The 25,479-nt window shown below is 73.6% G+C and carries 24 protein-coding genes; 16 read left to right on the top strand and 8 right to left on the bottom strand.

The features are described 5' to 3' along the window. Positions 1 to 96 precede the first annotated feature (96 nt). The 8 genes from GGE06_RS31005 to GGE06_RS42925 all read left to right on the top strand — a co-directional run bounded on the left by GGE06_RS31005 (position 97) and on the right by GGE06_RS42925 (position 8,620). A complete protein-coding gene (locus tag GGE06_RS31005; protein ID WP_093873786.1) occupies positions 97 to 771 on the top strand; it encodes a response regulator in 675 nt (224 codons plus the stop codon). Between the two features lie 138 nt (positions 772 to 909). Then, the gene (locus tag GGE06_RS31000; protein ID WP_184932376.1) at positions 910 to 3,729 is read left to right on the top strand and encodes a DNA translocase FtsK; all 2,820 of its coding nucleotides are present in this window, start codon (positions 910 to 912) and stop codon (positions 3,727 to 3,729) included. A 266-nt stretch (positions 3,730 to 3,995) separates the two neighbouring features. Continuing rightward, positions 3,996 to 4,823 carry a helix-turn-helix domain-containing protein gene (locus GGE06_RS30995; protein ID WP_116158525.1) on the top strand — a complete coding sequence of 276 codons (828 nt, stop codon included), beginning with the start codon at positions 3,996 to 3,998 and terminating at the stop codon, positions 4,821 to 4,823. Between the two features lie 90 nt (positions 4,824 to 4,913). Further along, on the top strand, positions 4,914 to 6,395 hold the full coding sequence (gene rimO, locus GGE06_RS30990; protein ID WP_116158524.1) for a 30S ribosomal protein S12 methylthiotransferase RimO: 1,482 nt from the start codon (positions 4,914 to 4,916) through the stop codon (positions 6,393 to 6,395). Continuing rightward, on the top strand, positions 6,392 to 7,063 hold the full coding sequence (pgsA, locus tag GGE06_RS30985) for a CDP-diacylglycerol--glycerol-3-phosphate 3-phosphatidyltransferase (protein ID WP_116158523.1): 672 nt from the start codon (positions 6,392 to 6,394) through the stop codon (positions 7,061 to 7,063). Before rimO ends, pgsA begins: the two co-directional genes overlap by 4 nt. After that, the gene (locus GGE06_RS30980; RefSeq protein WP_116158522.1) at positions 7,060 to 7,581 is read left to right on the top strand and encodes a CinA family protein; all 522 of its coding nucleotides are present in this window, start codon (positions 7,060 to 7,062) and stop codon (positions 7,579 to 7,581) included. The genes pgsA and GGE06_RS30980 overlap by 4 nt, the downstream gene beginning before the upstream one ends. 109 nt (positions 7,582 to 7,690) lie before the next feature. Continuing rightward, complete coding sequence (locus GGE06_RS30975) at positions 7,691 to 8,074, top strand: helix-turn-helix domain-containing protein (protein ID WP_024758922.1); 384 nt, start codon at positions 7,691 to 7,693, stop codon at positions 8,072 to 8,074. Positions 8,075 to 8,308: 234 nt separating this feature from the next. Then, on the top strand, positions 8,309 to 8,620 hold the full coding sequence (locus GGE06_RS42925) for a hypothetical protein (RefSeq protein ID WP_116158521.1): 312 nt from the start codon (positions 8,309 to 8,311) through the stop codon (positions 8,618 to 8,620). Here GGE06_RS42925 and GGE06_RS30970 read toward each other — a convergent pair. From GGE06_RS30970 to GGE06_RS30960, 3 genes are read right to left on the bottom strand one after another with little or no spacing between them, the layout of a single operon-like run. Beyond that, positions 8,568 to 9,347: an SDR family NAD(P)-dependent oxidoreductase gene (locus GGE06_RS30970; protein ID WP_116158520.1), complete on the bottom strand. Its 780-nt coding sequence runs from the start codon at positions 9,345 to 9,347 to the stop codon at positions 8,568 to 8,570. The two genes, GGE06_RS42925 and GGE06_RS30970, sit on opposite strands and share 53 nt — an antisense overlap. Before the next feature lie 32 nt (positions 9,348 to 9,379). After that, positions 9,380 to 10,195, bottom strand: a complete 816-nt coding sequence (locus GGE06_RS30965; RefSeq protein ID WP_184932375.1) for a DNA-formamidopyrimidine glycosylase family protein — start codon at positions 10,193 to 10,195, stop codon at positions 9,380 to 9,382. A gap of 24 nt (positions 10,196 to 10,219) precedes the next feature. After that, a complete protein-coding gene (locus GGE06_RS30960) occupies positions 10,220 to 14,869 on the bottom strand; it encodes an Lhr family ATP-dependent helicase (RefSeq protein WP_184932374.1) in 4,650 nt (1,549 codons plus the stop codon). A 91-nt stretch (positions 14,870 to 14,960) separates the two neighbouring features. On the opposite strand from GGE06_RS30960, the gene GGE06_RS30955 reads away from it, so the two are divergent. The 3 genes from GGE06_RS30955 to GGE06_RS30945 all read left to right on the top strand — a co-directional run bounded on the left by GGE06_RS30955 (position 14,961) and on the right by GGE06_RS30945 (position 16,969). Beyond that, on the top strand, positions 14,961 to 15,839 hold the full coding sequence (locus GGE06_RS30955; RefSeq protein ID WP_116158517.1) for an AraC family transcriptional regulator: 879 nt from the start codon (positions 14,961 to 14,963) through the stop codon (positions 15,837 to 15,839). A gap of 84 nt (positions 15,840 to 15,923) precedes the next feature. Further along, the gene (locus GGE06_RS30950; protein WP_376773605.1) at positions 15,924 to 16,664 is read left to right on the top strand and encodes an AzlC family ABC transporter permease; all 741 of its coding nucleotides are present in this window, start codon (positions 15,924 to 15,926) and stop codon (positions 16,662 to 16,664) included. Beyond that, a complete protein-coding gene (locus GGE06_RS30945; RefSeq protein ID WP_116158515.1) occupies positions 16,661 to 16,969 on the top strand; it encodes an AzlD domain-containing protein in 309 nt (102 codons plus the stop codon). The genes GGE06_RS30950 and GGE06_RS30945 overlap by 4 nt, the downstream gene beginning before the upstream one ends. Positions 16,970 to 17,036: 67 nt before the next feature. Here the strand turns inward: GGE06_RS30945 and GGE06_RS30940 are convergent, their stop codons facing one another. Further along, positions 17,037 to 17,966, bottom strand: coding sequence for a hypothetical protein (locus GGE06_RS30940; RefSeq protein WP_184932373.1), 930 nt, complete (start codon positions 17,964 to 17,966; stop codon positions 17,037 to 17,039). Positions 17,967 to 18,045: 79 nt separating this feature from the next. Between GGE06_RS30940 and GGE06_RS30935 the strand changes: the two genes are divergently transcribed. The 5 genes from GGE06_RS30935 to recX all read left to right on the top strand — a co-directional run bounded on the left by GGE06_RS30935 (position 18,046) and on the right by recX (position 22,506). After that, positions 18,046 to 18,240 carry a DUF3046 domain-containing protein gene (locus tag GGE06_RS30935; RefSeq protein ID WP_184932372.1) on the top strand — a complete coding sequence of 65 codons (195 nt, stop codon included), beginning with the start codon at positions 18,046 to 18,048 and terminating at the stop codon, positions 18,238 to 18,240. Positions 18,241 to 18,574: 334 nt separating this feature from the next. Further along, the gene (locus tag GGE06_RS30930; RefSeq protein WP_116165283.1) at positions 18,575 to 19,684 is read left to right on the top strand and encodes an AI-2E family transporter; all 1,110 of its coding nucleotides are present in this window, start codon (positions 18,575 to 18,577) and stop codon (positions 19,682 to 19,684) included. Between the two features lie 25 nt (positions 19,685 to 19,709). Continuing rightward, positions 19,710 to 20,561: an alpha/beta fold hydrolase gene (locus GGE06_RS30925; protein ID WP_116158512.1), complete on the top strand. Its 852-nt coding sequence runs from the start codon at positions 19,710 to 19,712 to the stop codon at positions 20,559 to 20,561. Between the two features lie 240 nt (positions 20,562 to 20,801). Then, a complete protein-coding gene (gene recA / locus GGE06_RS30920; protein WP_181924483.1) occupies positions 20,802 to 21,935 on the top strand; it encodes a recombinase RecA in 1,134 nt (377 codons plus the stop codon). Positions 21,936 to 21,939: 4 nt separating this feature from the next. Then, complete coding sequence (recX, locus tag GGE06_RS30915) at positions 21,940 to 22,506, top strand: recombination regulator RecX (RefSeq protein ID WP_116158510.1); 567 nt, start codon at positions 21,940 to 21,942, stop codon at positions 22,504 to 22,506. Positions 22,507 to 22,609: 103 nt separating this feature from the next. Here the strand turns inward: recX and GGE06_RS30910 are convergent, their stop codons facing one another. The 4 genes from GGE06_RS30910 to GGE06_RS30900 form a co-directional block, all read right to left on the bottom strand. Continuing rightward, positions 22,610 to 23,017: a rhodanese-like domain-containing protein gene (locus GGE06_RS30910; protein ID WP_116158509.1), complete on the bottom strand. Its 408-nt coding sequence runs from the start codon at positions 23,015 to 23,017 to the stop codon at positions 22,610 to 22,612. Beyond that, entirely contained in the window at positions 23,014 to 23,550 is a 537-nt protein-coding gene (locus GGE06_RS30905) for a cupin domain-containing protein (RefSeq protein WP_184932371.1), read from the bottom strand. Before GGE06_RS30905 ends, GGE06_RS30910 begins: the two co-directional genes overlap by 4 nt. A 92-nt stretch (positions 23,551 to 23,642) precedes the next feature. After that, on the bottom strand, positions 23,643 to 23,714 hold the full coding sequence (locus tag GGE06_RS43870; protein ID WP_310851512.1) for a putative leader peptide: 72 nt from the start codon (positions 23,712 to 23,714) through the stop codon (positions 23,643 to 23,645). A gap of 47 nt (positions 23,715 to 23,761) precedes the next feature. Continuing rightward, positions 23,762 to 25,429 (bottom strand): FAD-dependent monooxygenase, encoded by a 1,668-nt coding sequence (locus GGE06_RS30900; protein ID WP_116158507.1) that lies wholly within the window; start codon positions 25,427 to 25,429, stop codon positions 23,762 to 23,764. Between the last annotated feature and the right edge of the window lie 50 nt (positions 25,430 to 25,479).

Genomic DNA, 25,479 nt, shown 5'->3' with positions numbered 1-25,479 from the left:
GACGGCGCTAGGGAGTCGTCTTCTGGGGCGGCGCCCGGTGCTTCCCCCGGTTCGGGGGACCGGGGAGAGCCGTTGCCGGGACGAGGAGGACGGGGCATGGTGCAGAAGGCCAAGATCCTCCTGGTCGATGACCGGCCGGAGAATCTGCTGGCGCTGGAGGCCATTCTCTCCGCGCTCGATCAGACGCTGGTGCGGGCATCGTCCGGGGAGGAAGCGCTCAAGGCGCTGTTGACGGACGACTTCGCGGTCATCCTGCTCGACGTCCAGATGCCGGGCATGGACGGTTTCGAGACCGCAGCCCACATCAAGCGGCGCGAGCGGACCCGGGACATCCCGATCATCTTCCTCACCGCCATCAACCACGGCCCCCACCACACCTTCCGGGGGTACGCGGCCGGGGCGGTCGACTACATCTCCAAGCCCTTCGACCCGTGGGTGCTGCGCGCCAAGGTCTCCGTCTTCGTCGAGCTCTACATGAAGAACTGCAAGCTGCGCGAGCAGGCCGCCCTGCTGCGGCTGCAGTTGGAGGGCGGCGGCGAGGGCGGTCACGGCAAGGAGTCCGCCGGACTGCTCGCCGAGCTCTCCGCCCGGCTCGCGGCCGTCGAGGAGCAGGCCGAGGCCCTGTCGAAGCAGCTCGACGACGACTCCGCCGACGCGGCGGCCGTCGCCACCGCCGCGCACCTGGAGCGCAAGCTCACCGGGCTGCGCAGGGCGCTCGACGCCCTCGAACCGGGTACGGGTGCCGCGCCGACCCTGCCCGCCCAGAGCTGACGCACCGTCACCGTGCGTCCGCCGTGGTGGGAATCGCCGTGATGCGGCGTCAGCATCGCGCCACGGCGGGAACGACACGAACGGGTGAGGCGGACAGGCGCTCCCCACACCCCTGTCCACACCGGTAACCTCGGCACCATGGCTTCACGTACGTCCGGCAAGGGTTCCCAGGGCACGGCGGGCACCGCAAAACCGCGCGCCGGCCGGACGACGGGCGCCGCGAAGAAAGCGGCGCCCGCGAAAGCCCCTGCCAAGCCGCCCGCGAAGAAGGCGCCGGCCAAGAAGGCCGCACCCGCCAAGCGCGCGCCCGCGCGGAAGACCGCCGCGAAGAAGGCCCCGCCCCGCCCCGCGCCGTCCCCGACCGGGGGCGTCTACCGGCTCGCGCGCGGCGCCTGGCTCGGCCTCGCCCACGGCATCGGGGCGATGTTCCGGGGGATAGGGCGCGGCGCCAAGGGTCTCGACCCCGCCCACCGCAAGGACGGGCTCGCGCTGCTCCTCCTCGGCCTCGCGCTGATCGTCGCCGCCGGCACCTGGTCCAATCTGCGCGGCCCGGTCGGCGACCTCGTCGAGATGCTCGTGACCGGATCCTTCGGCCGGCTCGACCTGCTCGTCCCGCTGCTGCTCGGCGGGATCGGCATCCGGCTCATCCTCTACCCGGAGAAGCCCGAGGCCAACGGCCGGATCAGCATCGGCCTCTCCGCGCTCGTCGTCGGCATCCTCGGCCAGGTGCACATCGCCTGCGGTTCCCCGGGTCGCGGCGACGGCAGCGCGGCCATGCAGGACGCCGGCGGACTCATCGGCTGGGCCGCGTCCCAGCCCCTCGTCTTCATGATGGGCGAGGTCCTCGCCGTCCCGATGCTGGTGCTGCTCACCGTCTTCGGGCTGCTCGTGGTCACCGCCACCCCGGTCAACGCGATCCCGCAGCGGCTGCGGCTGCTCGGCGCGAAGCTGGGCATCGTCGAGCTCCCGGACGACCCGGCGGAGGCCGAGGAGTACGGGGGGCACCCGGGCCACGAGCGGTACGACGAGGAGTGGCGGGACGCGGGACCGCGACCCGCGCGGCCGGTCCGGCGCCGCTCGGCCGGGCCCTCGGAGCCGTACGACGTGGACCGGGCCGAGGCGGAGACGCCGGAGCGGCGCGGCCGCTCGTCCCGGCGCGGCTCCGGGCGGGTCGACCTCGACTCCGGCCTGGACCCGGTGGACGTCGCCGCGGCGGCCGCCGCCGCGCTCGACGGCGCCGTGCTGAACGGCATGCCGCCCTCGCCGATCGTCGCCGACCTGACCAAGGACGTCACCGCCGAGCGGAACGCGGCCCTGGCCGCCTCCGAAGCCGCCGCCTCGGCTTCCGAGGCCGTCGAGAAGGCCGCGCCCGTGCCGCCGGCCCGCGGGGGAGGCCGCCCCGGCGGGGCCGTACCCGATCTGACGAAGCCGGCTCCCGAGCCGACCGACCTGCCGCCCCGGGCCGAGCAGCTCCAGCTCGCGGGCGACATCACGTACTCCCTGCCCTCGCTCGACCACCTGGAGCGGGGCGGACCCGGCAAGACCCGCAGCGCGGTCAACGACGCCGTCGCGGCGGCGCTGACGAACGTCTTCACCGAGTTCAAGGTGGACGCCGACGTCACGGGCTTCACCCGCGGCCCGACGGTCACGCGGTACGAGGTCGAGCTCGGCCCCGCCGTGAAGGTCGAGAAGATCACGGCACTGGCCAAGAACATCGCCTACGCCGTGGCCTCGCCCGACGTACGGATCATCTCGCCGATCCCCGGCAAGTCCGCGGTCGGCATCGAGATCCCGAACAGCGACCGCGAGATGGTCAACCTCGGCGACGTGCTGCGGCTCGCGGACGGCGACGACGACCACCCGATGCTGGTCGCGCTCGGCAAGGACGTCGAGGGCGGCTACGTGATGGCCAACCTCGCGAAGATGCCGCACATCCTGGTCGCCGGTGCCACCGGCTCGGGAAAGTCCTCGTGCATCAACTGCCTCATCACCTCGGTGATGATAAGAGCGACCCCCGAGGACGTCCGGATGGTGCTCGTCGACCCCAAGCGGGTCGAGCTCACCGCCTACGAGGGCATCCCGCACCTGATCACCCCGATCATCACCAACCCCAAGAAGGCCGCCGAGGCCCTCCAGTGGGTGGTGCGCGAGATGGACCTGCGCTACGACGACCTGGCCGCCTTCGGCTACCGGCACATCGACGACTTCAACCAGGCCATCCGGGACGGCAAGATCAAACTGCCCGAGGGCAGCGAGCGGGAGCTCAACCCGTACCCGTACCTCCTGGTGATCGTCGACGAGCTCGCCGACCTGATGATGGTCGCCCCGCGCGACGTCGAGGACTCGATCGTCCGCATCACCCAGTTGGCCCGCGCCGCCGGCATCCACCTCGTGCTCGCCACCCAGCGGCCGTCCGTGGACGTCGTGACCGGCCTGATCAAGGCGAACGTGCCCTCGCGGCTCGCCTTCGCCACCTCCTCGCTCGCCGACAGCCGCGTCATCCTCGACCAGCCCGGCGCCGAGAAGCTCATCGGCAAGGGCGACGGGCTCTTCCTGCCGATGGGCGCGAACAAGCCCATCCGCATGCAGGGCGCGTTCGTCACCGAGGCCGAGGTCGCGGCCGTCGTGCAGCACTGCAAGGACCAGATGACGCCCGTCTTCCGGGACGACGTCACCGTCGGCAGCAAGCAGAAGAAGGAGATCGACGAGGACATCGGCGACGACCTCGACCTGCTGTGCCAGGCCGCCGAACTGGTCGTCTCCACCCAGTTCGGCTCCACCTCGATGCTCCAGCGCAAGCTCCGCGTGGGCTTCGCGAAGGCCGGCCGGCTGATGGACCTGATGGAGTCGCGGAACATCGTCGGACCGAGCGAGGGGTCGAAGGCGCGGGACGTGCTCGTGAAGCCGGACGAGCTGGACGGGGTCCTGGCCGTGATCCGGGGGGAGTCGGGGGAGTAGCGACGGGCAGTCCGGGTACGCGGTCAGGACCGGGTCGGGTGCCCGACCGGGACGGGCCGGGTTCCCGGTTCGAGACCGGGCCGAGACTCACTCGTAAGGGAACGGTGGGCAACCGTTTCCCCTGGCCGTACGTCAAGTTGAGGAAGGGACAGAAGGATGTCCCAGCCTCATGGCCTACAAACAGCACCCGCCCGGTTGCCCCACCCTTTCGTACCACCCATAGACTGAACGTCCAGCAGGTGGCTACACGCTCGAAAGGCGCTCTCGTGTCCATCGGCAACTCCCCCGAAGACGACCGGACCTTCCCGGCAGACGACCGGGACTCGATCGGTCGCGCTCTCCAGCAGGCCCGAATCGCCGCCGGTCTCACCGTCGAAGAGGTCAGTGCCTCCACCCGTGTCCGGATTCCGATCGTGCACGCGATCGAGGAGGACGACTTCTCGCGCTGCGGCGGCGACGTCTACGCCCGCGGCCACATCCGTACCCTCGCGCGCGCCGTCGGCCTCGATCCGGCTGCGCTGATCGAGCAGTACGACGCCGAGCACGGTGGCCGTCCCGCGCCCACCCCGGCCGCCCCGCTCTTCGAGGCGGAACGCATCCGCCCCGAGCCGCGCCGGCCCAACTGGACCGCCGCGATGGTCGCGGCCATCGTCGCCGTCGTCGGTTTCGTCGGCTTCACGATGTTCAACGGGAACGACGCCCCGAACGGGACCACCGTGGCCGACGGCGGCCCGGCACCCGCCCCGGAGAAGGCGACGTCCGCGGCCAAGCCGAAGCCGGCCAAGCCCGCCGCGCCCAAGCCCACCGAGAGCGCGATCGCCGCGGTCCCGCAGGACAAGGTCACGGTCAAGCTCTCCGCGATCGACGACAAGAGCTGGATCTCGGCCAAGGCCCACGACGGCAAGCTGCTCTTCGACGGGCTCCTCCTCAAGGGCGAGTCCAAGACCTTCCAGGACGACGAGCGCGTGGACCTGGTCCTCGGCAACGCCGGCGCGATCGAGCTCTACGTGAACGGCAAGAAGCTCGCCGACAAGTTCGAATCCGGCCAGGTCGAGCGGCTCAGCTACACCAAGGGCGACCCCGAGGCCGGCTGAGGCCCGCCGCCCGGCCCGTGATGTGACCTCTGTCGCGCAGGTGAACCCTGCGCGACGGGGGAACGGCCGGGACGAAGTAGTCTTGAGTCCATGCCCGAACGCCGTACCGTCGCCCTTGTCACTCTTGGCTGCGCCCGTAACGAGGTGGACTCGGAGGAGCTCGCAGGCCGCTTGGCAGCGGACGGCTGGGAGCTCGTCGAGAACGCCGAGGACGCGGACGTAGCCGTCGTCAACACCTGTGGATTCGTCGAGGCCGCCAAGAAGGACTCCGTCGACGCCCTCCTCGAAGCCAATGATCTGAAGGACCACGGCAAGACCCAGGCCGTCGTCGCCGTCGGCTGCATGGCCGAGCGCTACGGCAAGGAGCTCGCCGAGGCCCTCCCGGAGGCCGACGGCGTCCTCGGCTTCGACGACTACGCCGACATCTCCAACCGCCTCCAGACCATCCTCAGCGGTGGCAGTGTCGAGGCCCACACCCCGCGTGACCGGCGCAAGCTGCTGCCGCTGTCGCCCGTGGAGCGCCAGGAGGCCGCCGCGGCCGTGGCCCTGCCGGGACACGGCGACACCGCCGAGGCCCCCGCCGACCTCCCCGAGGGGATCGCGCCGGCCTCCGGCCCCCGCGCCCCCCTGCGCCGCCGTCTGGACACCAGCCCCGTCGCCTCCGTGAAGCTGGCCTCCGGCTGCGACCGCCGCTGCTCCTTCTGCGCCATCCCCTCCTTCCGCGGCTCCTTCGTCTCCCGCCGTCCCTCGGACGTGCTGAACGAGACGCGCTGGCTCGCCGAGCAGGGCGTGAAGGAGATCATGCTGGTCTCCGAGAACAACACCTCGTACGGCAAGGACCTCGGCGACATCCGGCTCCTGGAGGGCCTGCTGCCCGAGCTGGCCTCCGTGGACGGCATCGAGCGCGTCCGGGTCAGCTACCTGCAGCCCGCCGAGATGCGCCCCGGCCTGATCGACGTCCTCACGTCGACCGAGAAGGTCGTGCCCTACTTCGACCTGTCCTTCCAGCACAGCGCCCCGGACGTGCTGCGGGCCATGCGCCGCTTCGGCGACACCGACCGCTTCCTGGAGCTCCTGGAGACCATCCGATCCAAGGCGCCCACGGCCGGTGCCCGGTCCAACTTCATCGTCGGCTTCCCCGGCGAGACCGAGGCGGACTTCGCCGAGCTGGAACGCTTCATCACCCACGCGCGCCTCGACGCCATCGGCGTCTTCGGCTACTCCGACGAGGACGGCACCGAGGCCGCCACGTACGAGCACAAGCTCGACCAGGAGGTCGTCGACGAGCGGCTCGCCCACCTCTCCCGGCTCGCCGAGGAGCTCACCGCGCAGCGCGCGGAGGAGCGCCTCGGAGAGACCCTGGAAGTACTCGTCGAGTCCTTCGACGAGGAGGACGGCTGGATCGGCCGCGCCGCCCACCAGGCGCCCGAGACCGACGGACAAGTGGTCCTCACCACGTCCGACGGTACGAGCCCCGACCTGACCGTGGGCCGTATGGTCAGTGCGAAGGTCGTCGGCACGGAGGGCGTCGACCTGGTGGCCGAGTGTCTTTTCGAGGAGGCGGGCAGATGACCGGAGTCCCGGCATCCGCGACGGGCGGGACCGGAAGGCCGGCGCCCCGCGGCAAGCTGGGCGCGGCGGCCGTCAACCAGGCCAGCCTGTGGAACATCGCCAACATCCTCACCATGATCCGGCTCGTGCTCGTGCCGGGCTTCGTGATCCTGCTGTTCCAGGACGGCGGGCACGATCCGGCGTGGCGGGCCTGGGCCTGGGCGGCGTTCGCGGTGGCCATGATCACGGACGTCTTCGACGGGCACCTCGCCCGGTCGTACAACCTGGTCACCGACTTCGGGAAGATCGCCGACCCGATCGCCGACAAGGCGATCATGGCCGCCGGACTCGTCTCGCTGTCCCTGCTCGGGGACCTGCCCTGGTGGGTGACGGGGGTCATCCTGGCCCGCGAGCTCGGCATCACCCTGATGCGGTTCTGGGTCATCCGGCACGGGGTCATCCCCGCCAGCCGCGGCGGCAAGATGAAGACGCTCGCCCAGGGCACCGCCGTGGGCATGTACGTCCTGATGCTCACCGGGGGGCTGGCCACCCTCCGCTTCTGGGTGATGGCGGTGGCCGTCGTGCTGACGGTCGTCACCGGTCTGGACTACGTACGCCAGGCGATCGTCCTGCGGCGCAAGGGGCTCGCGGCGGAGCGGGCCGCGCGGTCGGAGACGGCGACCCGATGACCGAGGCCGCCCGGGTGCTGGCGCTGCTCGCGGAGCGTGATCAGACGCTGGCCGCCGCGGAGTCCCTCACGGGCGGTCTGGTGGCCGCCGAGATCACCGGAACACCCGGTTCCTCGGTGTCCTTCCTCGGGTCGGTCACCGCCTACGCGACGGCCCTCAAGCAGGAGCTCCTGGGCGTCGACGCGGCCCTGCTCGCGGAGCGCGGAGCGGTCGATCCCGAGGTCGCGCTGCAGATGGCGGCGGGTGTACGGGACCGGCTCGGCGCCGACTGGGGCATCTCGACGACCGGGGTCGCGGGCCCCTCGGAACAGGACGGGCAGCCCGTCGGCACCGTCTACGTGGCGGTCGCGGGACCGGCCGCGACGAGCGCCCGCGCCGGGAAAGTGGTGTCGTTGAGGTTGAACGGCGACCGGGGGGAAATCCGTAGAGAGAGCGTACGGAGCGTGCTGGAACTGCTCCATGAGGAACTCTCGGGAAATGCGCGGGCACAGGATACGGAACACAACGGGGGGGATTGATGTTTGCAGCCCTGAGTGAACACGACATCGCTCCCCGCACGGCCGCAGCGCGAGGCGGTACGGTGGGGCGTGAAGGATGCGGCTACGCGGTCCGAGGAGGGAGCCACCGATGATCCTGCTCCGTCGCCTGCTGGGTGACGTGCTGCGTCGGCAGCGCCAGCGCCAGGGCCGTACTCTGCGCGAAGTCTCCTCGTCGGCCCGAGTCTCGCTCGGCTATCTCTCCGAGGTGGAGCGGGGGCAGAAGGAGGCTTCCTCCGAGCTGCTCTCCGCGATCTGCGACGCGCTGGACGTACGGATGTCCGAGCTCATGCGCGAAGTGAGCGACGAGCTGTCGCTGGCCGAACTGGCCGAGTCGGCAGCGGCGAGCGAACCGGTGCCGACGCCGGTACGCCCGATGCTCAATTCGGTGTCGGTGACGTCGGTGGCCGGTGTGCCCACCGGGCGGGTGACCATCAAGGCCCCCGCCGAAGCGGTGGACGTCGTCGCTGCCTGAACCGAAGTGGGGCGAAGCCCCGGTCGGTGCCCTGTTCGCGGGGCGCTGACCGGGGCTTTCCTCGTTTCCGGGGGCTTCGGCCGGCTCCTCTGCTCTTCTCTGAGATGCCGGGTTCCGGGGTGGCGTGCCATGGTGGGAGGGACGTCCGACTGGGCCGTGTGCGCCGGTGCTGCCACCGGTGCGCCCTCCCGCAGGGTGATCCTGCCGGTCTAGCGTCGACCGCAGGAGGCGGCCATGGTACGGCGACGGGTTCCGCTGGTGACGCTCGCGCTGTTGGCGTGCGGCCTCGCGGCCGGGGGGCTCTGGTGGTGGGCGGTGCTGCGCCTGCTGCTCGTCCCGGGCGAGACCGGGCCGGTCGAGGGGGCGGTGGCCGCGGGCGGCTGGGGGCTGAGCCTGCTGCCGGTGCACGTGGCGGCGTCGTCGGGGCGGCGGACGCCCTGTGGAGCGGCGGCCTCTTCGGTCACCTGGGCGCGACGGTCGGTGGCCCGGGGCGTCACCAGGGCATCGCGACACCGCCGTTGGGGCGGAGGATCTGGCCGGTCGTGAACGCGGAGGCGTCGGAGGCGAGATGCAGGACCGCGTGCGCGATGTCCTCGGCCTCGCCGACCCGCCCCAGCGGAGAGTGACGGACCATCGCGGCCTCGGCCTGCAGTTGGGCGGCCGGCTCGTGGCGGTCCGTCATCGGGGTGCGGATCCAGCCCGGGGCGACCGCGTTGACCCGGATGCCGTGCGGGCCCGCCTCCGTCGCCAGGGTCTTCGTCAACTGGACGACGGCCGCCTTCGTGACGCTGTAGCAGAGCAGGCCCGGGCTCGCGGTGTCCATCGCACCCGAGGCCATCGTCACGATCGAGCCGGGGACGCCGGAGGCGATCATCGAACGGGCCGCCTCCTGGCACGCGTACAGCACGCCCTTGAAGTTGACGGCGAGGACGCGGTCGAGGTCCTCGTCCCGGGTGTCCAGGACGCTGCTCGTGTGCATGATCCCGGCGATGGCGGCCATGACGTGGAGGGGGCCGGCGGCGCGGACGGCTGCCGCGAGGGCGGGCCGGTCGGTGACGTCCAGGGGGTGGGTGTGCGCGGTGCCGCCCTGCCGGGCGATCAGCGCCGCGGTCTCCTGGAGGCCCTTCTCGTCGCGGTCGGCGCAGTGGACGGCGGCGCCGGCCCGCGCGAGGAGGATCGCGGTGGCGCGGCCGATGCCGCTCGCGGCGCCCGTGACGAACGCGGTGCGGCCGGTCAGGTCGTATGCCGGGAGAGTGGTCGTCGTCGACGTCATGTCCGGACCGTACGACTTGATCTGACGGACCGTCAATTGTTCGTGGCGGCTTCGTCGGAGCTTCCGTCGGGGCCCCGCTGGCAGCCGGGGCACCAGTACGTGACGCGGTCGCCGAGCTCCGCCTTGCGGATCGGGGTGCCGCAGCGGAGGCAGGGCCGGCCCTCGCGGCCGTAGACGTGGAGCGGGGTGCCCGGGCGGCGCGTGGTCGTGGTGCGCCGGTCCGGACGGTCCTTGTTCGCGTCGAGCAGGCGATGGGCCGTGGCGACCAGGCGGGCCGGGACGTCCGGGGCGAGCTCACCGACCGGGAGCCAGGGGGTGACGGCGGCGAGGAAGGCCAGCTCCGACTTGTACACGTTGCCGATGCCGGCGAGGTTGCGCTGGTCGAGGAGGGCCTCGCCGAGCGGGCGCGCCCGGTCTTCGACGAGCCGCCGCACGGCCTCCTCCGGATCCCAGTCCGGGCCGAGCAGGTCCGGGCCCAGGTGGCCGACGGCACGGGACTCCTCGGCGGTACGGATCAGCTCCAGGACGGGCAGGCGGTAGCCGTACGCCGTGAACGCGGCGTTCCCGAGGATCGCCCGGATCTGGTGCTCCGGGCCGCCGCGCGGGCGCTCCCCGGTGGCGTACACCCGCCAGGCGCCGTCCATCCGCAGATGCGAGTGGAGGGTGAGCCCGCCCTCGATCCGCGCGAGCAGGTGCTTGCCGCGCGGGGTGACGTCGAGGACCGTCCGCCCGGTGAGATCGGCGGTCGCGAACCGGGGCACGCGGAGGTCCGCGCGGGTCAGAACCTGACCGGCGAGCGCGGTGTGCAGGCGCCGGGCCGCCTGCCAGACGGTGTCTCCTTCGGGCACGGGTCCATTGTGGGGCCCGCGGGATCAGGGGCGGAGGCGGAGGCCTCTGGGGGTGGCGAGGAAGCCGGCCGATTCCAGGGGGCGGGACAGGGGGGACGTCAGGGACGTCGCACCGTTGATGCGTTCCACCGTCACCGTGCCCAGCGTGCCCGCCCTCGCCGCCTCCGCCAGCGCCTCCGCCGCCGCCCGCAGGGACGGGTCCTCCGGGTCCGTCGACCAGGAGAGGAGCGTCTTGCCGCCGCGCTCCATGTAGAGCGCCAGCTCGCCGTCGACCAGGACCACCATCGAGCCCGCCTTGCGGCCCGGCTTGTGCCCGGCGCCCGTCGGCGGCTCGGGCCAGGGGAGGGCCGCGCCGTAGGCGTTCGCCGGGTCGGCCGCCGCCAGGACCAGGGCCCGGGGGCCCGCCGCCGCCTCCGCGCCGCGGTCGCGGGCCGTCGCGGCCGCCCGCAGCCGGTCCACCGCCCCGTCCATCGCGAACTGGGCCGCGCCGAGCCCCTCCACGACGTAGCCGCGCCGGGCCTGCCCGCTGTCCTCGAAGGCGGCCAGGATCCGGTACGTGGCCGAGAAACCGCCCTCCACGCCCTCGGCGGCCACCGCGCCCCGGGTGACCACGCCGTGCCGGTCCAGGAGCGTGCGGGCCAGGGCGTGCGCCCGGTGCGTCGGCTCCGGTTCGACCGGCGGCAGCGTCGACCAGCGGCCCGAGACCGTCGGTGGGCCCGTGCGGGACGCCGGGCGGGCCGCGGCGGTCAGCGTGCCGTACCGGCCGCGCGGGATCGTGCGCCGCGCGCGGTGCGCCGTGGAGCCCGCCGTGCGGCCCGAACCGAGGAGCGCGCGCAGCGGGGCCAGGGTGTCGTTGGTGAGTCGGCCCGACCACGCCAGGTCCCAGAGGGCGTCGGCGAGCTGCGGATCGGTGGCGTCCGGGTGGGTGGTGGCCCGGATCTGGTCGGCGATCTGCCGGAAGAACAGGCCGTATCCGCCGGAGAGGGCGGTGAGCACCGACTCGTGGAGGGCCGACAGCTCCAGGGGGTGTGCGGGCGGGAGGAGCAGGGGGGCCGCGTCCGCGAGGTAGAGGGAGACCCAGCCGTCCTTGCCCGGGAGCGAGCCCGCGCCCGCCCACACGACCTCGCCGGTCGTCGTCAGTTCGTCGAGCAGCGCCGGGGAGTAGTCCCGGACCCGGGACGGCAGGATCAGCTTCTCCAGGGCCGAGGCCGGCACCGGCGCGCCCTGGAGCTGCTCGATCGCGCGCGCGAGGCCGTCGATGCCGCGCAGGCTGTTGCTCCCCAGGTGCTGCCACTGCGGCAGGAACGTGGCGAGGGCCGCCGGCGGCACCGGCTCCAGCTCGTGCCGCAGGGCCGCCAGGGAGCGGCGCCGCAGCCGCCGCAGGACCGTCGCGTCGCACCACTCCTGGCCGATGCCGGAGGGGTGGAACTCGCCCTGGACGACCCTGCCCGAGGCGGCGAGACGCTGGAGCGCGCCGTCGGTGACGGCCGCGCCGAGGCCGAAGCGGTCGGCGGCCTGCGAGGAGGTGAACGGGCCGTGCGTGCGCGCGTGGCGCGCGAGCAGGTCGCCCAGCGGGTCCTTGACCGGCTCGGTGAACGCCTCGGGCACGCCGACCGGCAGGGCCGTGCCCAGGGCGTCCCGGAGCCGGCCCGCGTCCTCGATCGCGGCCCAGTGGTCCCGGCCGCCGATCCGCACCCTGATCGCGCGGCGGGCCGCCTCGAGCTCGGGCGCCCACCCGGCCTCGGCGCCCCGCTCGGCCAGCTCCTCGTCCGTCAGCGGGCCCAGGACCCGCAGCAGGTCGGCGACGCCCTCCACGTCCTTGATGCGGCGGTCCTCCGTCAGCCACTGGAGCTCCCGCTCCAGCTCCGCCAGGACCTCGGGGTCGAGCAGCTCCCGCAGCTCCGCCTGGCCGAGGAGCTCCGCGAGCAGCCGGGAGTCCAGGGAGAGCGCGGCCGCCCGCCGCTCGGCGAGCGGAGAGTCGCCCTCGTACAGGAACTGCGCCACGTACCCGAAGAGGAGCGAGCGGGCGAAGGGGGAGGGCTCCGGGGTGGTGACCTCGACGAGGCGGACGCGGCGGGACTCGATGTCCCCCATCAGCTCTTCGAGGCCCGGGAGGTCGAAGACGTCCTGGAGGCACTCGCGGACGGCCTCCAGGACGATCGGGAACGAGCCGAACTCGCTCGCCACCTGGAGGAGCTGGGCCGCGCGCTGCCGCTGCTGCCAGAGCGGGGTGCGCTTGCCGGGGTTGCGCTTGGGCAGCAGCAGGGCGCGGGCGGCGCACTCGCGGAAGCGGGAGGCGAACAGCGCGGAGCCGCCCACCTGGTCGGTGACGACCTGCCCGATCTCACCCCGGTCGAAGAGGGCGTCGGCCGCGCCGACGGGTGCCTTGTCCGGGTCGTACGTCGTGTCCAGGTGCCGGCCCGGGTCGACCGGCTCGTGGTCCAGGAGGTCCAGGCCCATGTCCAGGCCCATCAGGTCGGCGTCCGGCAGGCGCAGCACGATGCCGTCGTCCGCGTGCATCACCTGCGCGTCCATGCCGTACCGCTCGGCGAGCCGCGCGCCGAGCGCCAGCGCCCACGGGGCGTGCACCTGCGCCCCGAACGGCGAGTGGATGACGACCCGCCAGTCCCCGAGCTCGTCGCGGAAGCGCTCGACCAGGATCGTCCGGTCGTCCGGCACGTGCCCGCAGGCCTCGCGCTGCTCCTTCAGGTACGCCAGGACGTTCTCCGCGGCCCAGCCGTCCAGGCCCGCGGCGAGCAGCCGCAGGCGCGCGTCCTCGTCCCCGAGGGCGCCGACCTCGCGGAGGAACGCGCCCACCGCCCGCCCCAGTTCGAGCGGACGGCCCAGCTGGTCGCCCTTCCAGAACGGCAGCCGGCCCGGCACGCCGGGCGCGGGGGAGACGAGCACCCGGTCGCGGGTGATGTCCTCGATCCGCCAGGAGGTCGTGCCGAGCGTGAAGACGTCGCCGACCCGCGACTCGTACACCATCTCCTCGTCGAGCTCGCCGACCCGGCCCCCGCCCTTCTTCGGGTCCGAGCCCGCCAGGAAGACGCCGAACAGGCCGCGGTCGGGGATCGTGCCGCCCGAGGTGACCGCGAGCCGCTGCGCACCCGGCCGTCCCGTGACCGTCCCGGCCACCCGGTCCCACACCACGCGTGGGCGCAGCTCGGCGAAGGCGTCCGAGGGGTAGCGGCCGGCCAGCATGTCCAGCACCCCGGTGAACGCCGACTCCGGCAGCGACGAGAACGGGGCCGCGCGGCGCACCACCGCGAGGAGGTCGTCCACCTGCCAGGTGTCGAGCGCGACCATCGCGACCAGCTGCTGCGCGAGGACGTCCAGGGGATTGGCGGGGATCCGCATGGACTCGATCGCGCCGGAACGCATCCGCTCGGTGACCACGGCCGCCTGCACCAGGTCGCCCCGGTACTTGGGGAAGACCACGCCCGTCGACACGGCGCCGACCTGGTGCCCGGCCCGGCCCACCCGCTGGAGCCCGGAGGCGACCGAGGGCGGCGACTCGACCTGCACCACCAGGTCGACCGCGCCCATGTCGATGCCCAGCTCCAGGCTGGAGGTCGCCACCACGGCGGGCAGCCGGCCCGCCTTCAGGTCCTCCTCCACCTGGGCCCGCTGCTCCTTCGACACCGAGCCGTGGTGGGCCCGCGCGAGCAGCGGGGGGGCGCCCTGCGCCGCCCCCGACTGCGCCATGACCTGCGCCGGGGGAGCCCCCTCGGGCAGCGGCTCGCCGGTCGCCCGCTCGTACGCGATCTCGTTGAGCCGGTTGCACAGGCGCTCCGCGAGCCGGCGGGAGTTGGCGAAGACGATCGTGGAGCGATGGGACTGGACGAGATCGGCGATCCGCTCCTCGACGTGCGGCCAGATCGACGGCTTGTCCCCGCCGTCCTTCCCCTCGGACGCCGGGGAGCCGCCCAACTCGCCCATGTCCTCGACGGGGACGACGACGGACAGGTCGAACTCCTTGCCCGACGGCGGCTGCACGATCTCCACCGCGCGCCCTGGGGAGAGATAGCGCGCCACCTCGTCGACCGGCCGGACCGTGGCCGACAGACCGATCCGGCGCGCCGGACGGGGCAGCAGCTCGTCGAGCCGCTCCAGGGAGAGCGCCAGGTGCGCGCCGCGCTTCGTGCCCGCGACCGCGTGGACCTCGTCCAGGATGACCGTCTCCACGCCCGTCAGGGCCTCGCGCGTGGCGGACGTCAGCATCAGGAACAGGGACTCTGGCGTGGTGATCAGGATGTCCGGCGGCCGGGTCGCGAGCGCCCGGCGCTCGGCCGCGGGGGTGTCTCCGGACCGGATCCCCACCCGGACGTCCGGCTCGGGCAGGCCGAGGCGCACCGACTCCTGGCGGATGCCGGTCAGCGGCGAGCGCAGGTTCCGCTCGACGTCGACGGCGAGGGCCTTCAGCGGCGACACGTACAGCACACGGCAGCGCTTCCTCGCCTCGGCGGGCGGCGGGGCGGACGCGAGCCGGTCCAGGGAGGCCAGGAACGCTGCCAGCGTCTTGCCCGAGCCCGTCGGCGCGACGACCAGCACGTCGGAACCCGCGCCGATGGCCTTCCAGGCGCCCTCCTGCGCCGCCGTGGGCGCGGCGAAGGCCCCGGTGAACCAACCACGGGTCGCGGGGGAGAACTCGTCGAGCGCGGACCTGACCATGCCCCCCATCGTGCACCCGACCACTGACAACCGTCCGGACCTGGGCGGATCCCGATCGTCGCGGGGCGCAGGCGGGGCGCAGAATGGGGGGATGGCCAGGGGTACGGAGCGGGGCGGCGCGAGCGGGGAGCGGGCACGGTACTGGCAGTACGCCGAGCTGCCCGGGGTCGACCTGCTGCACGCCCACTACATCCACAAGGCCTTCGCCCGGCACACCCACGAGACCTTCGTCTTCGCCGCGATCACCGAGGGCGTCGAGGCCTTCCACTCCCGCGACGAGCTCGTCCACGCCGGGCCCGGACAGATCGCCCTCGTCAACCCGGACACCCCGCACACCGGGCACGCGGGCGTGCCCGAGGGCTGGACCTACCGGACGATCTACCCCGACGCGGAGATCGTCCGGTCGATCGCCGCCGACACCCTCGCGCTGCGCGGCGAGGCCGGCTTCACCACGCCCGTCGTCGACGACCCGTACGCCGCGCAGCTCGTCGTCGGCGTCCACCGGGCCGCGGAGGAGGGCAACGCGCTCGCCGCCGACAGCCTGCTGCGCCTGGTCACCGCCCGGCTCCTGCGCAGCCACGGCGGGCTCGTCACCCCGCTCCCGCCCCGCTCGGCGGGCGCCCGGAACGCGGCACGCGCGCGGGAGGTCCTGCAGGCCGGGATGGTCGGGCCGCCGACCCTGGAGCGGCTCGCCTCCGACCTCGGCACCAGCCCGTTCGCCCTGCTCCGCGCCTTCCGCGAGGCGTACGGGATGCCGCCGCACACCTGGCTCACCGACGCGCGCGTACGCCGGGCCCGGCAGCTCCTCGACGCGGGGACACCCCCGGCGGAGGCGGCCGTCGCCGTCGGCTTCACCGACCAGTCGCACCTCAGCCGCCACTTCACCCGCAGCGTGGGGGTGCCGCCCGGGGCGTACCAACGCGCGCGGGGGTCGGGACGGGGGACCCCGCGGGGAGGCACGCGCGCGTAGGGGCGGCGGGGGCCGATGAGGTGAGGGCGGGTGCCGCAAGAACGTACAAGACCCCGGCCCCACCCGCCCCGTACCGTCCTTGACGTGGCAGAACAGACAGCTCCTCCCGTCATGCGCGACGGCTCCCCGGGCAAGCCCGACGCGGCCGTCGTCCGCGACGCGCTCGGGGTCGGCATCGCCGTCGGGCTCTCCGGGTTCGCCTTCGGCGTGACCTCGGCGGGCTCCGGCCTCAGCGTCCTCCAGACCTGCGTCCTCAGCCTGCTCGTCTTCACCGGCGCGTCGCAGTTCGCCCTGGTCGGCGCCCTCGCGGCGGGCGGCAACCCCTTCACGGCCGCCGCAGGCGCCTTCTTCCTGGGCACCCGCAACGCCTTCTACGGACTGCGGCTCTCCCAGCTCCTCGCCCTGCCGAAGGCCGTCAGGCCCTTCGCCGCGCACTGGGTGATCGACGAGACCACGGCCGTCTCGCTCGCCCAGCCGTCCCGCCGGGCCGCCCGGATCGGCTTCACCGTCACCGGCATCACCCTGTACGTCCTGTGGAACGTGACCACGCTCCTCGGGGCGCTCGGTGCCGAGGCGATCGGCGACACGGCGGCCTGGGGGCTCGACGCCGCCGGACCCGCCGTCTTCCTGGCCCTGCTCGCCCCCATGCTGAAGTCCGCCACCGAGCGTGCCACCGCCGGGATCGCCGTCCTGCTCGGCCTCGGGCTGCTGCCCGTCCTGCCCGCCGGCGTCCCGGTGCTCGCCGCCGCCCTCGCCGCGCCCGCCGTGCTCTGGGCGCAGGGCCGGCGCAGGGCCTCCACCGGACGAGAGAAGGACTCCCGATGAACGTCTGGATCGCGATCGCCCTCACCGCCGCCGGGTGCTACCTCGTGAAGCTGGCCGGCCTGCTCGTGCCCGCCGGAGCCCTGGAGCGCCCGCTCGTCCAGCGGCTCGCCGCCCTGCTCCCCGTCGCGCTGCTCGCCGCGCTCACGGCCCAGCAGACCTTCAGCGCGGGCGGCGAACTCGTCCTGGACGCCCGGGCCGCCGGGCTCGCCGCGGCCGCCGTCGCGCTCGTCCTGCGCGCCCCGTTCCTGGTCGTCGTGGGCGCCGCAGTCGTCGTCACGGCGGGAGTGCGGGCCCTGGGCTGGTGACCGCCCCTGCGGGGCCGGGCGCACCACACCGGCCCCGTGGCAGCCCCGTACAGGCCCTCCTGGCCCGTCAGCCGATCGCGCGGCCGTGGGCCCGGAGGGTGCGCAGTGCCTCGATGGTGGCGATCGGGCGCGCCTCCAGAACCGAGCCGGGCGCCCAGGAGTCCCGGCGGACCGGCCAGCCGCCGTCCTCCTGCTGGTCGGCTCCGAGCCGGTCGAGCGAGCGGGCCATCTCCGCGTCCGTGAACCAGCGCGCGGCCAGCGAGTCCGGCACGCGCGCGTAGTCGTGCGGGTACGGGAGCTCGCCGGGCGCGTACCCGTCCGCGATCCGGTCCTCCTCCGGTCGGCCGGGGTCCAGGACGGCCAGCCGCTGCTCACGGACGAGCCGTCCGAGCCGGTCGGCCGCCGCCTCCGCGCGCGGGCGGTCGGGGGCCCCGTCGAGGAAGGCGACGGCCGCCTCGATCTCGTACGGCCGGGGCTTGTCGAGCGACTCCACGGCCGCCCAGCAGAACTCGGTGGCCCGGAACAGCCACGCGTGCCACACCTGGTTGCGGTGCAGCACTCCGACCACCGGCCCGGTCGACAGCAGCGCGCTCGGCGGGGAGTCCACGACCCGGAGGAAGGGCGCCGAGGGGTAGCCGTGCTGGGACGGGTGGATCGCGGGGAGGGCCCCGTCGTGCGTCGACACCTCCGTGAGGTACCGGCAGATCCGCTCCACGCGCAGCCCGCCGCAGCGGCCGATGGAGTCCAGGACGCGCAGCCCGTGCGCGGTGTGCAGCGGCTGGCTCACCGGGCCGCGCAGATCCGGTTCGAGCGCGTGTCCGTAGCCGCCGTCCTCGTTGAGGTACGCCATGAGGGCCGTCTCGACCTGGTCCGGGCCACCGCGCAGGAAGTGGTAGGCGAACCGGCGCTGTTCGAGGACGCGGGCCGTCAGCCAGATGAAACGCTCGGCGCGCGCCAGGGGAGTCGAGGGCGGGGAGGAGAGGGGATTTTCGGCCATGCTCCGACCGTAGGGCGGAAAAGCGCGGTGACAAGGCCTGCGGAGCGGGCTGCACTCTTGGGAGCGGGATACTGGGGTCATGCGGTTGACGATTTTCTGGGAACGGATGGCCGACCACTTCGGCGGGTCCTACGCCGAGTCGTTCGCGAGCGACCACGTGATGGCGGAGCTCGGCGGCCGGACGGTACGAGAGGCGCTGGACGCCGGCTGGGAGGCGAAGGACGTGTGGCGTGCCGTCTGCGCGGCCGCCGACGTACCGGCCGACAAGAGGTGACCGCGGGCCGAACCGCGGGGTGACTGGCGGGGATGTGCGGGGTCCCGGGGGGAATGTCCGTGCGGTGCGCGAGACTGGCGGGGTGGCCCCGACTGACGACACCGACAAGACCGAGCCGAATGACGTGCCCGACGTGCCCGAAGTGACCGCTTCCGCCGACCCGGCCCCGGCCCCCGATCCGACGGCTTCCCCGGACTCGAATCCGGCCCCGGCTCCGGCCGTCGGCGTCGCGGCGGGAGCCGGGGGGAGAGTCGCGGTGCCCGCGCCTGCGGCTCCGGACCAGGCGACGGCCCCCGCGGCCGCCGCTCCCGGGTCCGTCGCCGGGTCCGCGCGGATGCCGCGCTGGCTGCCCCGCGCGCTCGTGCTCGCCCTCGCGCTCTACGCGGTCTTCCTGCTGGGCAACTGGGCCTTCCACCAGCTCGTCGGCCTCCTCGTCAACATCCTGCTGGCCTTCTTCCTCGCCCTGGCCATCGAGCCGGCGGTCGGACGCATGGCGGCCCGGGGGATGCGCCGAGGCCTCGCCACGTTCCTCGTCTTCTTCGCCGTCGCGGTCTTCGGCATCGGCTTCATGGTCCTCCTCGGCTCGATGCTGGCCGGCCAGATCGTGGACATGGTCGAGAACTTCCCGAAGTACCTCGACTCGCTGATCAACTGGATCAACGAGAACTTCCACACGGACCTCTCGCGCGTGGAGGTCCAGGACAGCGTGCTGAGCTCCGACTGGCTGCAGAAGTACGTGCAGAACAGCGCGTCCGGCGTCCTCGACGTCTCCGCCACCGTCCTCGGCGGGCTCTTCCGGCTGCTCACGATCTTCCTGTTCTCGTTCTACTTCGCGGCCGACGGGCCCCGGCTGCGGCGCGCGCTCTGCTCCGTCCTGCCGCCGGCCCGGCAGACCGAGGTCCTGCGGGCGTGGGAGATCGCGGTCGACAAGACCGGCGGCTACCTCTACTCGCGCGGCCTGATGGCCCTCGTCTCGGGCATCGCGCACTTCGTGCTCTTCGAGATCCTGGGCGTGCCGTACGCCCCGGCGCTCGCCGTGTGGGTCGGCCTGGTCTCGCAGTTCATCCCGACGATCGGCACCTATCTCGCCGGCGCCCTGCCGATGCTGATCGCCTTCACGGTCAACCCCTGGTACGCGCTGTGGGTGCTCGGCTTCGTCGTGATCTACCAGCAGTTCGAGAACTACATGCTGCAGCCGAAGCTCACCTCGAAGACCGTCGACATCCACCCGGCGGTGGCCTTCGGCTCGGTCATCGCGGGGACGGCGCTGCTCGGGGCCGTCGGCGCGCTGATCGCCATCCCGGCCGTCGCCACCCTCCAGGCCTTCCTGGGGGCGTACGTGAAGCGGTACGACGTGACGGACGACCCGCGCGTCCACGGCCACCGGAGGTACGGCGAGGCGGTCGTGGCGCGGCTGCAGAAGGCCCTGCAACACAAGAAGTAGGTCCGTCGGGAGGGGCGGTGGAGCGGTGATCGAGACCGATCTGGAGCTGGACGGCGGGCGCAGGCTGCACGTGTACGACACGGGAGCCGAGGGGCTCGAAGGGATCCGTCCGCGCCTCACCGTCCTCTGGCAGCACGGCACGCCGAACATCGGCGCGCCCCCGGGGCCCCTGCTCCGGGACTCCGCCCGGCTGGGGATCCGCTGGGTGTCGTACGACCGGCCCGGGTACGGCGGATCCACTCCCCGCCCCGGCCGGGACGTCGCCTCGGCGGCCGGCGACGCCGGAGCCGTCGCCGACGCCCTGGGGGTCGGCCGGTTCGCCGTCATGGGGCATTCCGGCGGCGGCCCGCACGCGCTCGCCTGCGGCGCCCTCCTGCCGGAACGGGTGCTCGCCGTGGTCTCGGTGGCGGGCCTCGCCCCGTTCGGCGCGGAAGGGCTCGACTGGTTCGCGGGCATGACGCCGTCCGGCGCCGCGGGCCTGCGCGCCGCCGCCGGAGGGCGGGCGGTGAAGGAGGCGTACGAGGCGGACGCCGCGTACGACCCGGAGATGTTCACCCCCGCCGACCACGCGGCGCTCGCCGGCGAGTGGTCCTGGTTCGACGAGGTCGTCGGTCCGGCCGTGGCGGACGGTCCGGGCGGGCTGATCGACGACGACCTCGCGTACGCCGCCCCGTGGGGGTGTGATCCCGCCCGCGTCGTCGCGCCGGTCCTCCTGCTGCACGGCGACGAGGACCGGATCGTGCCGAGCGCGCACGGCCGGTGGCTGGCCGACCGCTGCCCCGGCGCGGAGCTCCGGCTCGCCCCGGCCGACGGGCACGTCTCCGTCCTCGGGGGCGCCCCGGCGGCCCTGGAGTGGCTCGTGGACCGGGTCGGCTGAGGGGCAGGCCGACCGGGCCGGCGGCGGGGTGCGCGGCGGTTGCGGGGGCTCCTCCGGAGACCGCGTGGCGCGCTTGACACTAAAATCGAACATCCATTCTCATGGAAGCCCGACCCTTGGAATCACGGGCTTGTCGCCGAGTTGTCCACAGGTCGGAGGGGACGTCGGGGCCCATTGTCAGTGGCAGGGGTTAGCGTCTTTCACATGAAGCGATCGACTCAAGCAAACCGGGTGGAACCCATGGCAGGAACCGACCGCGAGAAGGCGCTCGACGCCGCCCTCGCACAGATTGAACGCCAATTCGGCAAGGGCGCCGTGATGCGCATGGGCGACCGTACCCAGGAGCCGATCGAGGTGATCTCCACCGGCTCGACCGCCCTCGACGTCGCCCTCGGTGTCGGCGGCCTGCCGCGCGGCCGTGTCGTGGAGATCTACGGACCGGAGTCCTCCGGTAAGACGACCCTGACCCTGCACGCCGTGGCCAACGCCCAGAAGGCCGGCGGCCAGGTCGCCTTCGTGGACGCCGAGCACGCCCTCGACCCCGAGTACGCCAAGAAGCTCGGCGTCGACATCGACAACCTCATCCTGTCCCAGCCGGACAACGGCGAGCAGGCCCTCGAGATCGTCGACATGCTGGTCCGCTCCGGCGCCCTCGACCTGATCGTCATCGACTCCGTCGCCGCGCTCGTCCCGCGTGCGGAGATCGAGGGCGAGATGGGCGACTCGCACGTGGGTCTCCAGGCCCGCCTGATGAGCCAGGCCCTCCGGAAGATCACCAGCGCGCTCAACCAGTCCAAGACCACCGCGATCTTCATCAACCAGCTCCGCGAGAAGATCGGTGTGATGTTCGGCTCGCCGGAGACCACGACCGGTGGCCGCGCCCTCAAGTTCTACGCCTCGGTGCGCCTCGACATCCGCCGCATCGAGACCCTCAAGGACGGCACGGAGGCGGTCGGCAACCGCACCCGCGTCAAGGTCGTCAAGAACAAGGTCGCGCCGCCCTTCAAGCAGGCCGAGTTCGACATCCTCTACGGCCAGGGCATCAGCCGCGAGGGCGGCCTGATCGACATGGGCGTGGAGCACGGCTTCGTGCGCAAGGCCGGCGCCTGGTACACGTACGAGGGCGACCAGCTCGGCCAGGGCAAGGAGAACGCCCGTAACTTCCTGAAGGACAACCCCGACCTCGCCGACGAGATCGAGAAGAAGATCAAGGAGAAGCTGGGCGTCGGCGTCCGGCCCGAGATGCCGGCCGAGCCGGGTGCGGACGCGGCGGGCGCCGCCGACGCGGCCGGTGCGGACGACGCCGCGAAGAGCGTCCCGGCTCCCGCGAGCAAGACCGCGAAGGCGACCAAGGCCACCGCGGTCAAGAGCTGAACCGGTGACCGGGCGCACCGAATGGCCGGGTGACGGCTCCGACTCGTCGAGGGCCGAGAAGGAGCCGTCACCCCAGGATCCGGCCGAGCGGGCGCGTGCGATCTGCCTGCGCCTGCTCACCGGAAGCCCCCGCACGCGCAAGCAGCTCGCCGACGCGCTGCGCAAGCGGGAGATCCCCGACGAGGTGGCGGAGGAGGTCCTCGCCCGCTTCGAGGACGTCGGTCTCATCGACGACGCCGCCTTCGCCGGGGCCTGGGTGGAGTCCCGCCACCACGGCCGGGGCCTCGCCCGCCGGGCACTCGCCCGGGAGCTGCGCACCAAGGGCGTCGAGCCGACGCTCATCCAGGAGGCGGTGGAGCAGCTCGACTCCGAGCGGGAGGAGGCCACGGCGCGCGAGCTCGTGGACCGCAAGCTGCGCGCCACCCGTGGCCTCGACCGCGACCGTCGCCTGAGACGGCTCGCGGGGATGCTCGCCCGCAAGGGGTACCCCGAGGGCATGGCCCTCCGCGTCGTCCGCCAGGCCCTGGAGGCCGAGGGCGAGGACACGGACGGCCTGGACGAGCCCTTCTGAGACGAGTCCTTCTGCCGCGGGGGGACAGAAGGACTCGTCCGGTGGGGAGGCCCGGGGGACGGAGGGGGCCCGGGCCCGGGGCAGTGCGGGCCCCTCTCGGGAGTCAGGCGCTGGTGGGTGGGAGGAGGACCGGGAGGCCGGCCGACTTCCAGGCCTGGAAGCCGCCGATGACGTCCGTCGCGCGGTGGAGGCCCAGGCGGCGCAGGGACTCGGCCGCCAGGGAGGAGGCGTAGCCCTCGTTGCAGAAGACCACCACCCGCAGGTCGTGGCTGACGGCCTCCGGGGCGCGGTGGCTGCCCTGCGGGTCGAGCCGCCACTCCAGTTCGTTGCGCTCCACGACCAGCGCGCCCGGGATCAGGCCGTCCCGCTCGCGCAGGGCCGCGTAGCGCGTGTCCACCAGGAGCGCGTCACCCGCCTCGTACGCCTCGTACGCGGCCCGGGGTTCGATCCGGTCGAGGCCCGACCTGACCCGCTCCAGGAGCTCGTCGATGCCCACGTGCTCTTCGCTCACTGCCACTCCTCCGGACGCTCGACCTGCTCCAGACGGAGCACCGCACCCGTCCGGCTGAACCGCCGGATCAGCGGGAGCGGCGGATGGTAGGCGTGCACCGACACCGCGTGGGTGTCCGCGGACTCGTTGAGCACCTCGTGCACGTGGTGCCGTCCGAAGGCCCGGCCGGTGCCTTCCGACAGGCGCCGGGAGCGGTCGAGGCCGTCGGCCAGTTCCAGGGTCTTCCAGCCGCTCGCCGGCAGGCGGACCGCGAGCGCGTTCTCGGTCAGGGTGCCACGCGCGGTCGCGAAGGCGCCCAGCGACTCGGCGTGGTCGTGCCAGCCGGTGCCGGTACCGGGCGGCCAGCCGATGAGCCAGGCCTCGCTGCCGCCGGGGCCGTCGAGCCGTACCCAGGTACGGCCTTCGGGGTCGAGGGGCAGGGAGTCGACGAGTTCCCGGTCGGCCGCCGTACGGCGCACGAAGTCGAGGAGTTCGGCCGACGTCGGGGCGGAGGCGGGAGACAGGGGGGTGGGGGTGGTGACGTGTTGGGGCACGGTGACCGTCCTGAGATCGCGAAAGAGCGCGCGACGGCACACACGACGCACGGACGTGCGTCAGCGGCGGGGCGCGCGGGGGCAGGGCGAGATCAGCAGGACGGGCGACACACGCAGCCCGCATAGCGGAGGAGGTCCATATGGACCCTCCGCCACAGGCGCACATCGGTGTCGGTCACGCTCCGGAGTACACCATGCGCGCCTGCGCGAATCAATGCATGTCCGCCGTGCGGTCGCTCCCCACCGGCACCTCTTCGGCGGGTTCCGGGTCCGTGGCCTCGCCGCCACGGGCCGCGTCCGCCGCCGCGTACAGCTCCTCAGGGCGGACCCCGGAGAAGGCGGCGACGAGGTGCCCGTCGGGCCGTACGAGCAGGACGGCGTGGGCCGGAGCCCCCGGGTAGGCCTCCGTCACCAGGACCTCGGCCTTCACCGGGAGCGCGTCGACCGCCTCTTCGAGCCGGGGCATCACCCCCGCGGTGCGCCAGTGGCGCCGGTCCCACACGCCGGTGCCGGGGGCGACCAGGAGGACCAGGAGGCGGCCCTGGCCGAGGCGGTCCCGGAGCCGTACGGTCGTGCCGTCGGGGGCGGTCACACGGACGTCCTCGACGGGGGCGCCCGCCGGGGTGCCGACGGGCGTCTGCCCCTCGGTGTACTCGGGCGCGAGCGGGGAGTGGGGGTACGCCGGGGGCGCGCCGAGCGGGCCGCGCCCCACGTGGCCGTCGGTCAGCAGGGCGTCGTGGCCGCGGCCGGCCCCGGGGAGGTACGTCCGCAGGCCCCCGCCGCCGCGCAGCACCGGCAGCGACTGGTCCGCGGCGCGCAGCCGGGTCGCGACGGCCGTCCGCCGCTCGCTCTGGTAGCTGTCGAGCAGCCGGTCCGAGCCGCCGTGGTGCCAGGTGTGGGCGAGCTTCCAGGCGAGGTTGTCCACGTCCCGCAGCCCCTCGTCGAGGCCCTGGGTGCCGACCGCGCCGAGCAGGTGCGCCGCGTCCCCGGCGAGGAGGACCCGGTCGACCCGCCAGCGGCGGGCGAGCCGGTGGTGCAGGGTGTGGACGCCGGTGTCGATGAGTTCGTACGGGGGTGTCACGCCCTCGCACCAGCCGGCCAGGGTCTCGCGGATGCGGGCGACCAGCGCGTCCGGGGTGACGAGGTCGCCGCGGGGCGGCAGCAGCCAGTCGATCCGCCACACCCCGTCGGGCAGCGGACGCGCGGTGATCTCCTCGGCGGCGCCGCGCCACGGTGGCTGACGGTGCAACAGGGCCTCGCCGGGCCAGGGGAGTTCGGTGCGCAGCGCGGCGACGGCGTGCCGCTCCACCGCCGTGCGGCCGGGGAAACGGATCCCGAGCAGCTTGCGCACGGTCGAGCGGGCGCCGTCGCAGCCGACGAGATGGCTGCCGCGCCACCAGGTGCCCTCCGGGCCGCGGGTGTGGGCGACGACGCCGTCCTTGTCCTGCTCGATGGTGTCGAGCCGGGACTCGGTGACGAGCCGGATCAGCTTCTGCCGGGAGATGGCGTCGCGCAGTCCGCGGGCCAGGGCGTGCTGGGGGATGTGCAGCGGGGCGGCCGGGGCGGCGGGCGCGTCGGGGTCCTCGGACCACTCCTCCGTGCCGCCGAGCCCCAGGTCGAGGGTGAGCCGGCGCACCTCCTGGCGGCGGCGCATCCCGCGCCAGCCGATCCAGCGGACGCCCTCGTCACGGAGGGTCGTGCAGCCGAGCCGCTCGACCATCGCGGCCATGTCGGCGCGCAGGACGACGCTCCGCGCCGGGCGGGGCTCCTCCTTGCCGGTGCCCTCGTCGAGGACGACGCTGGGCACGCCCTGCGCGGCGAGCGCGAGGGAGAGCGCGAGGCCGACCGGCCCCGCGCCCACGATGATCACCGGGTCCACGGCGCGGCTCCTGAAGGCCGGACGGTCATGGGGGCAGCACAGCTGAGTGT

Source organism: Streptomyces nymphaeiformis (genome assembly GCF_014203895.1).
Classification (GTDB): domain Bacteria; phylum Actinomycetota; class Actinomycetes; order Streptomycetales; family Streptomycetaceae; genus Streptomyces; species Streptomyces nymphaeiformis.
This window is presented reverse-complemented; position numbering and strand designations above follow the sequence as displayed.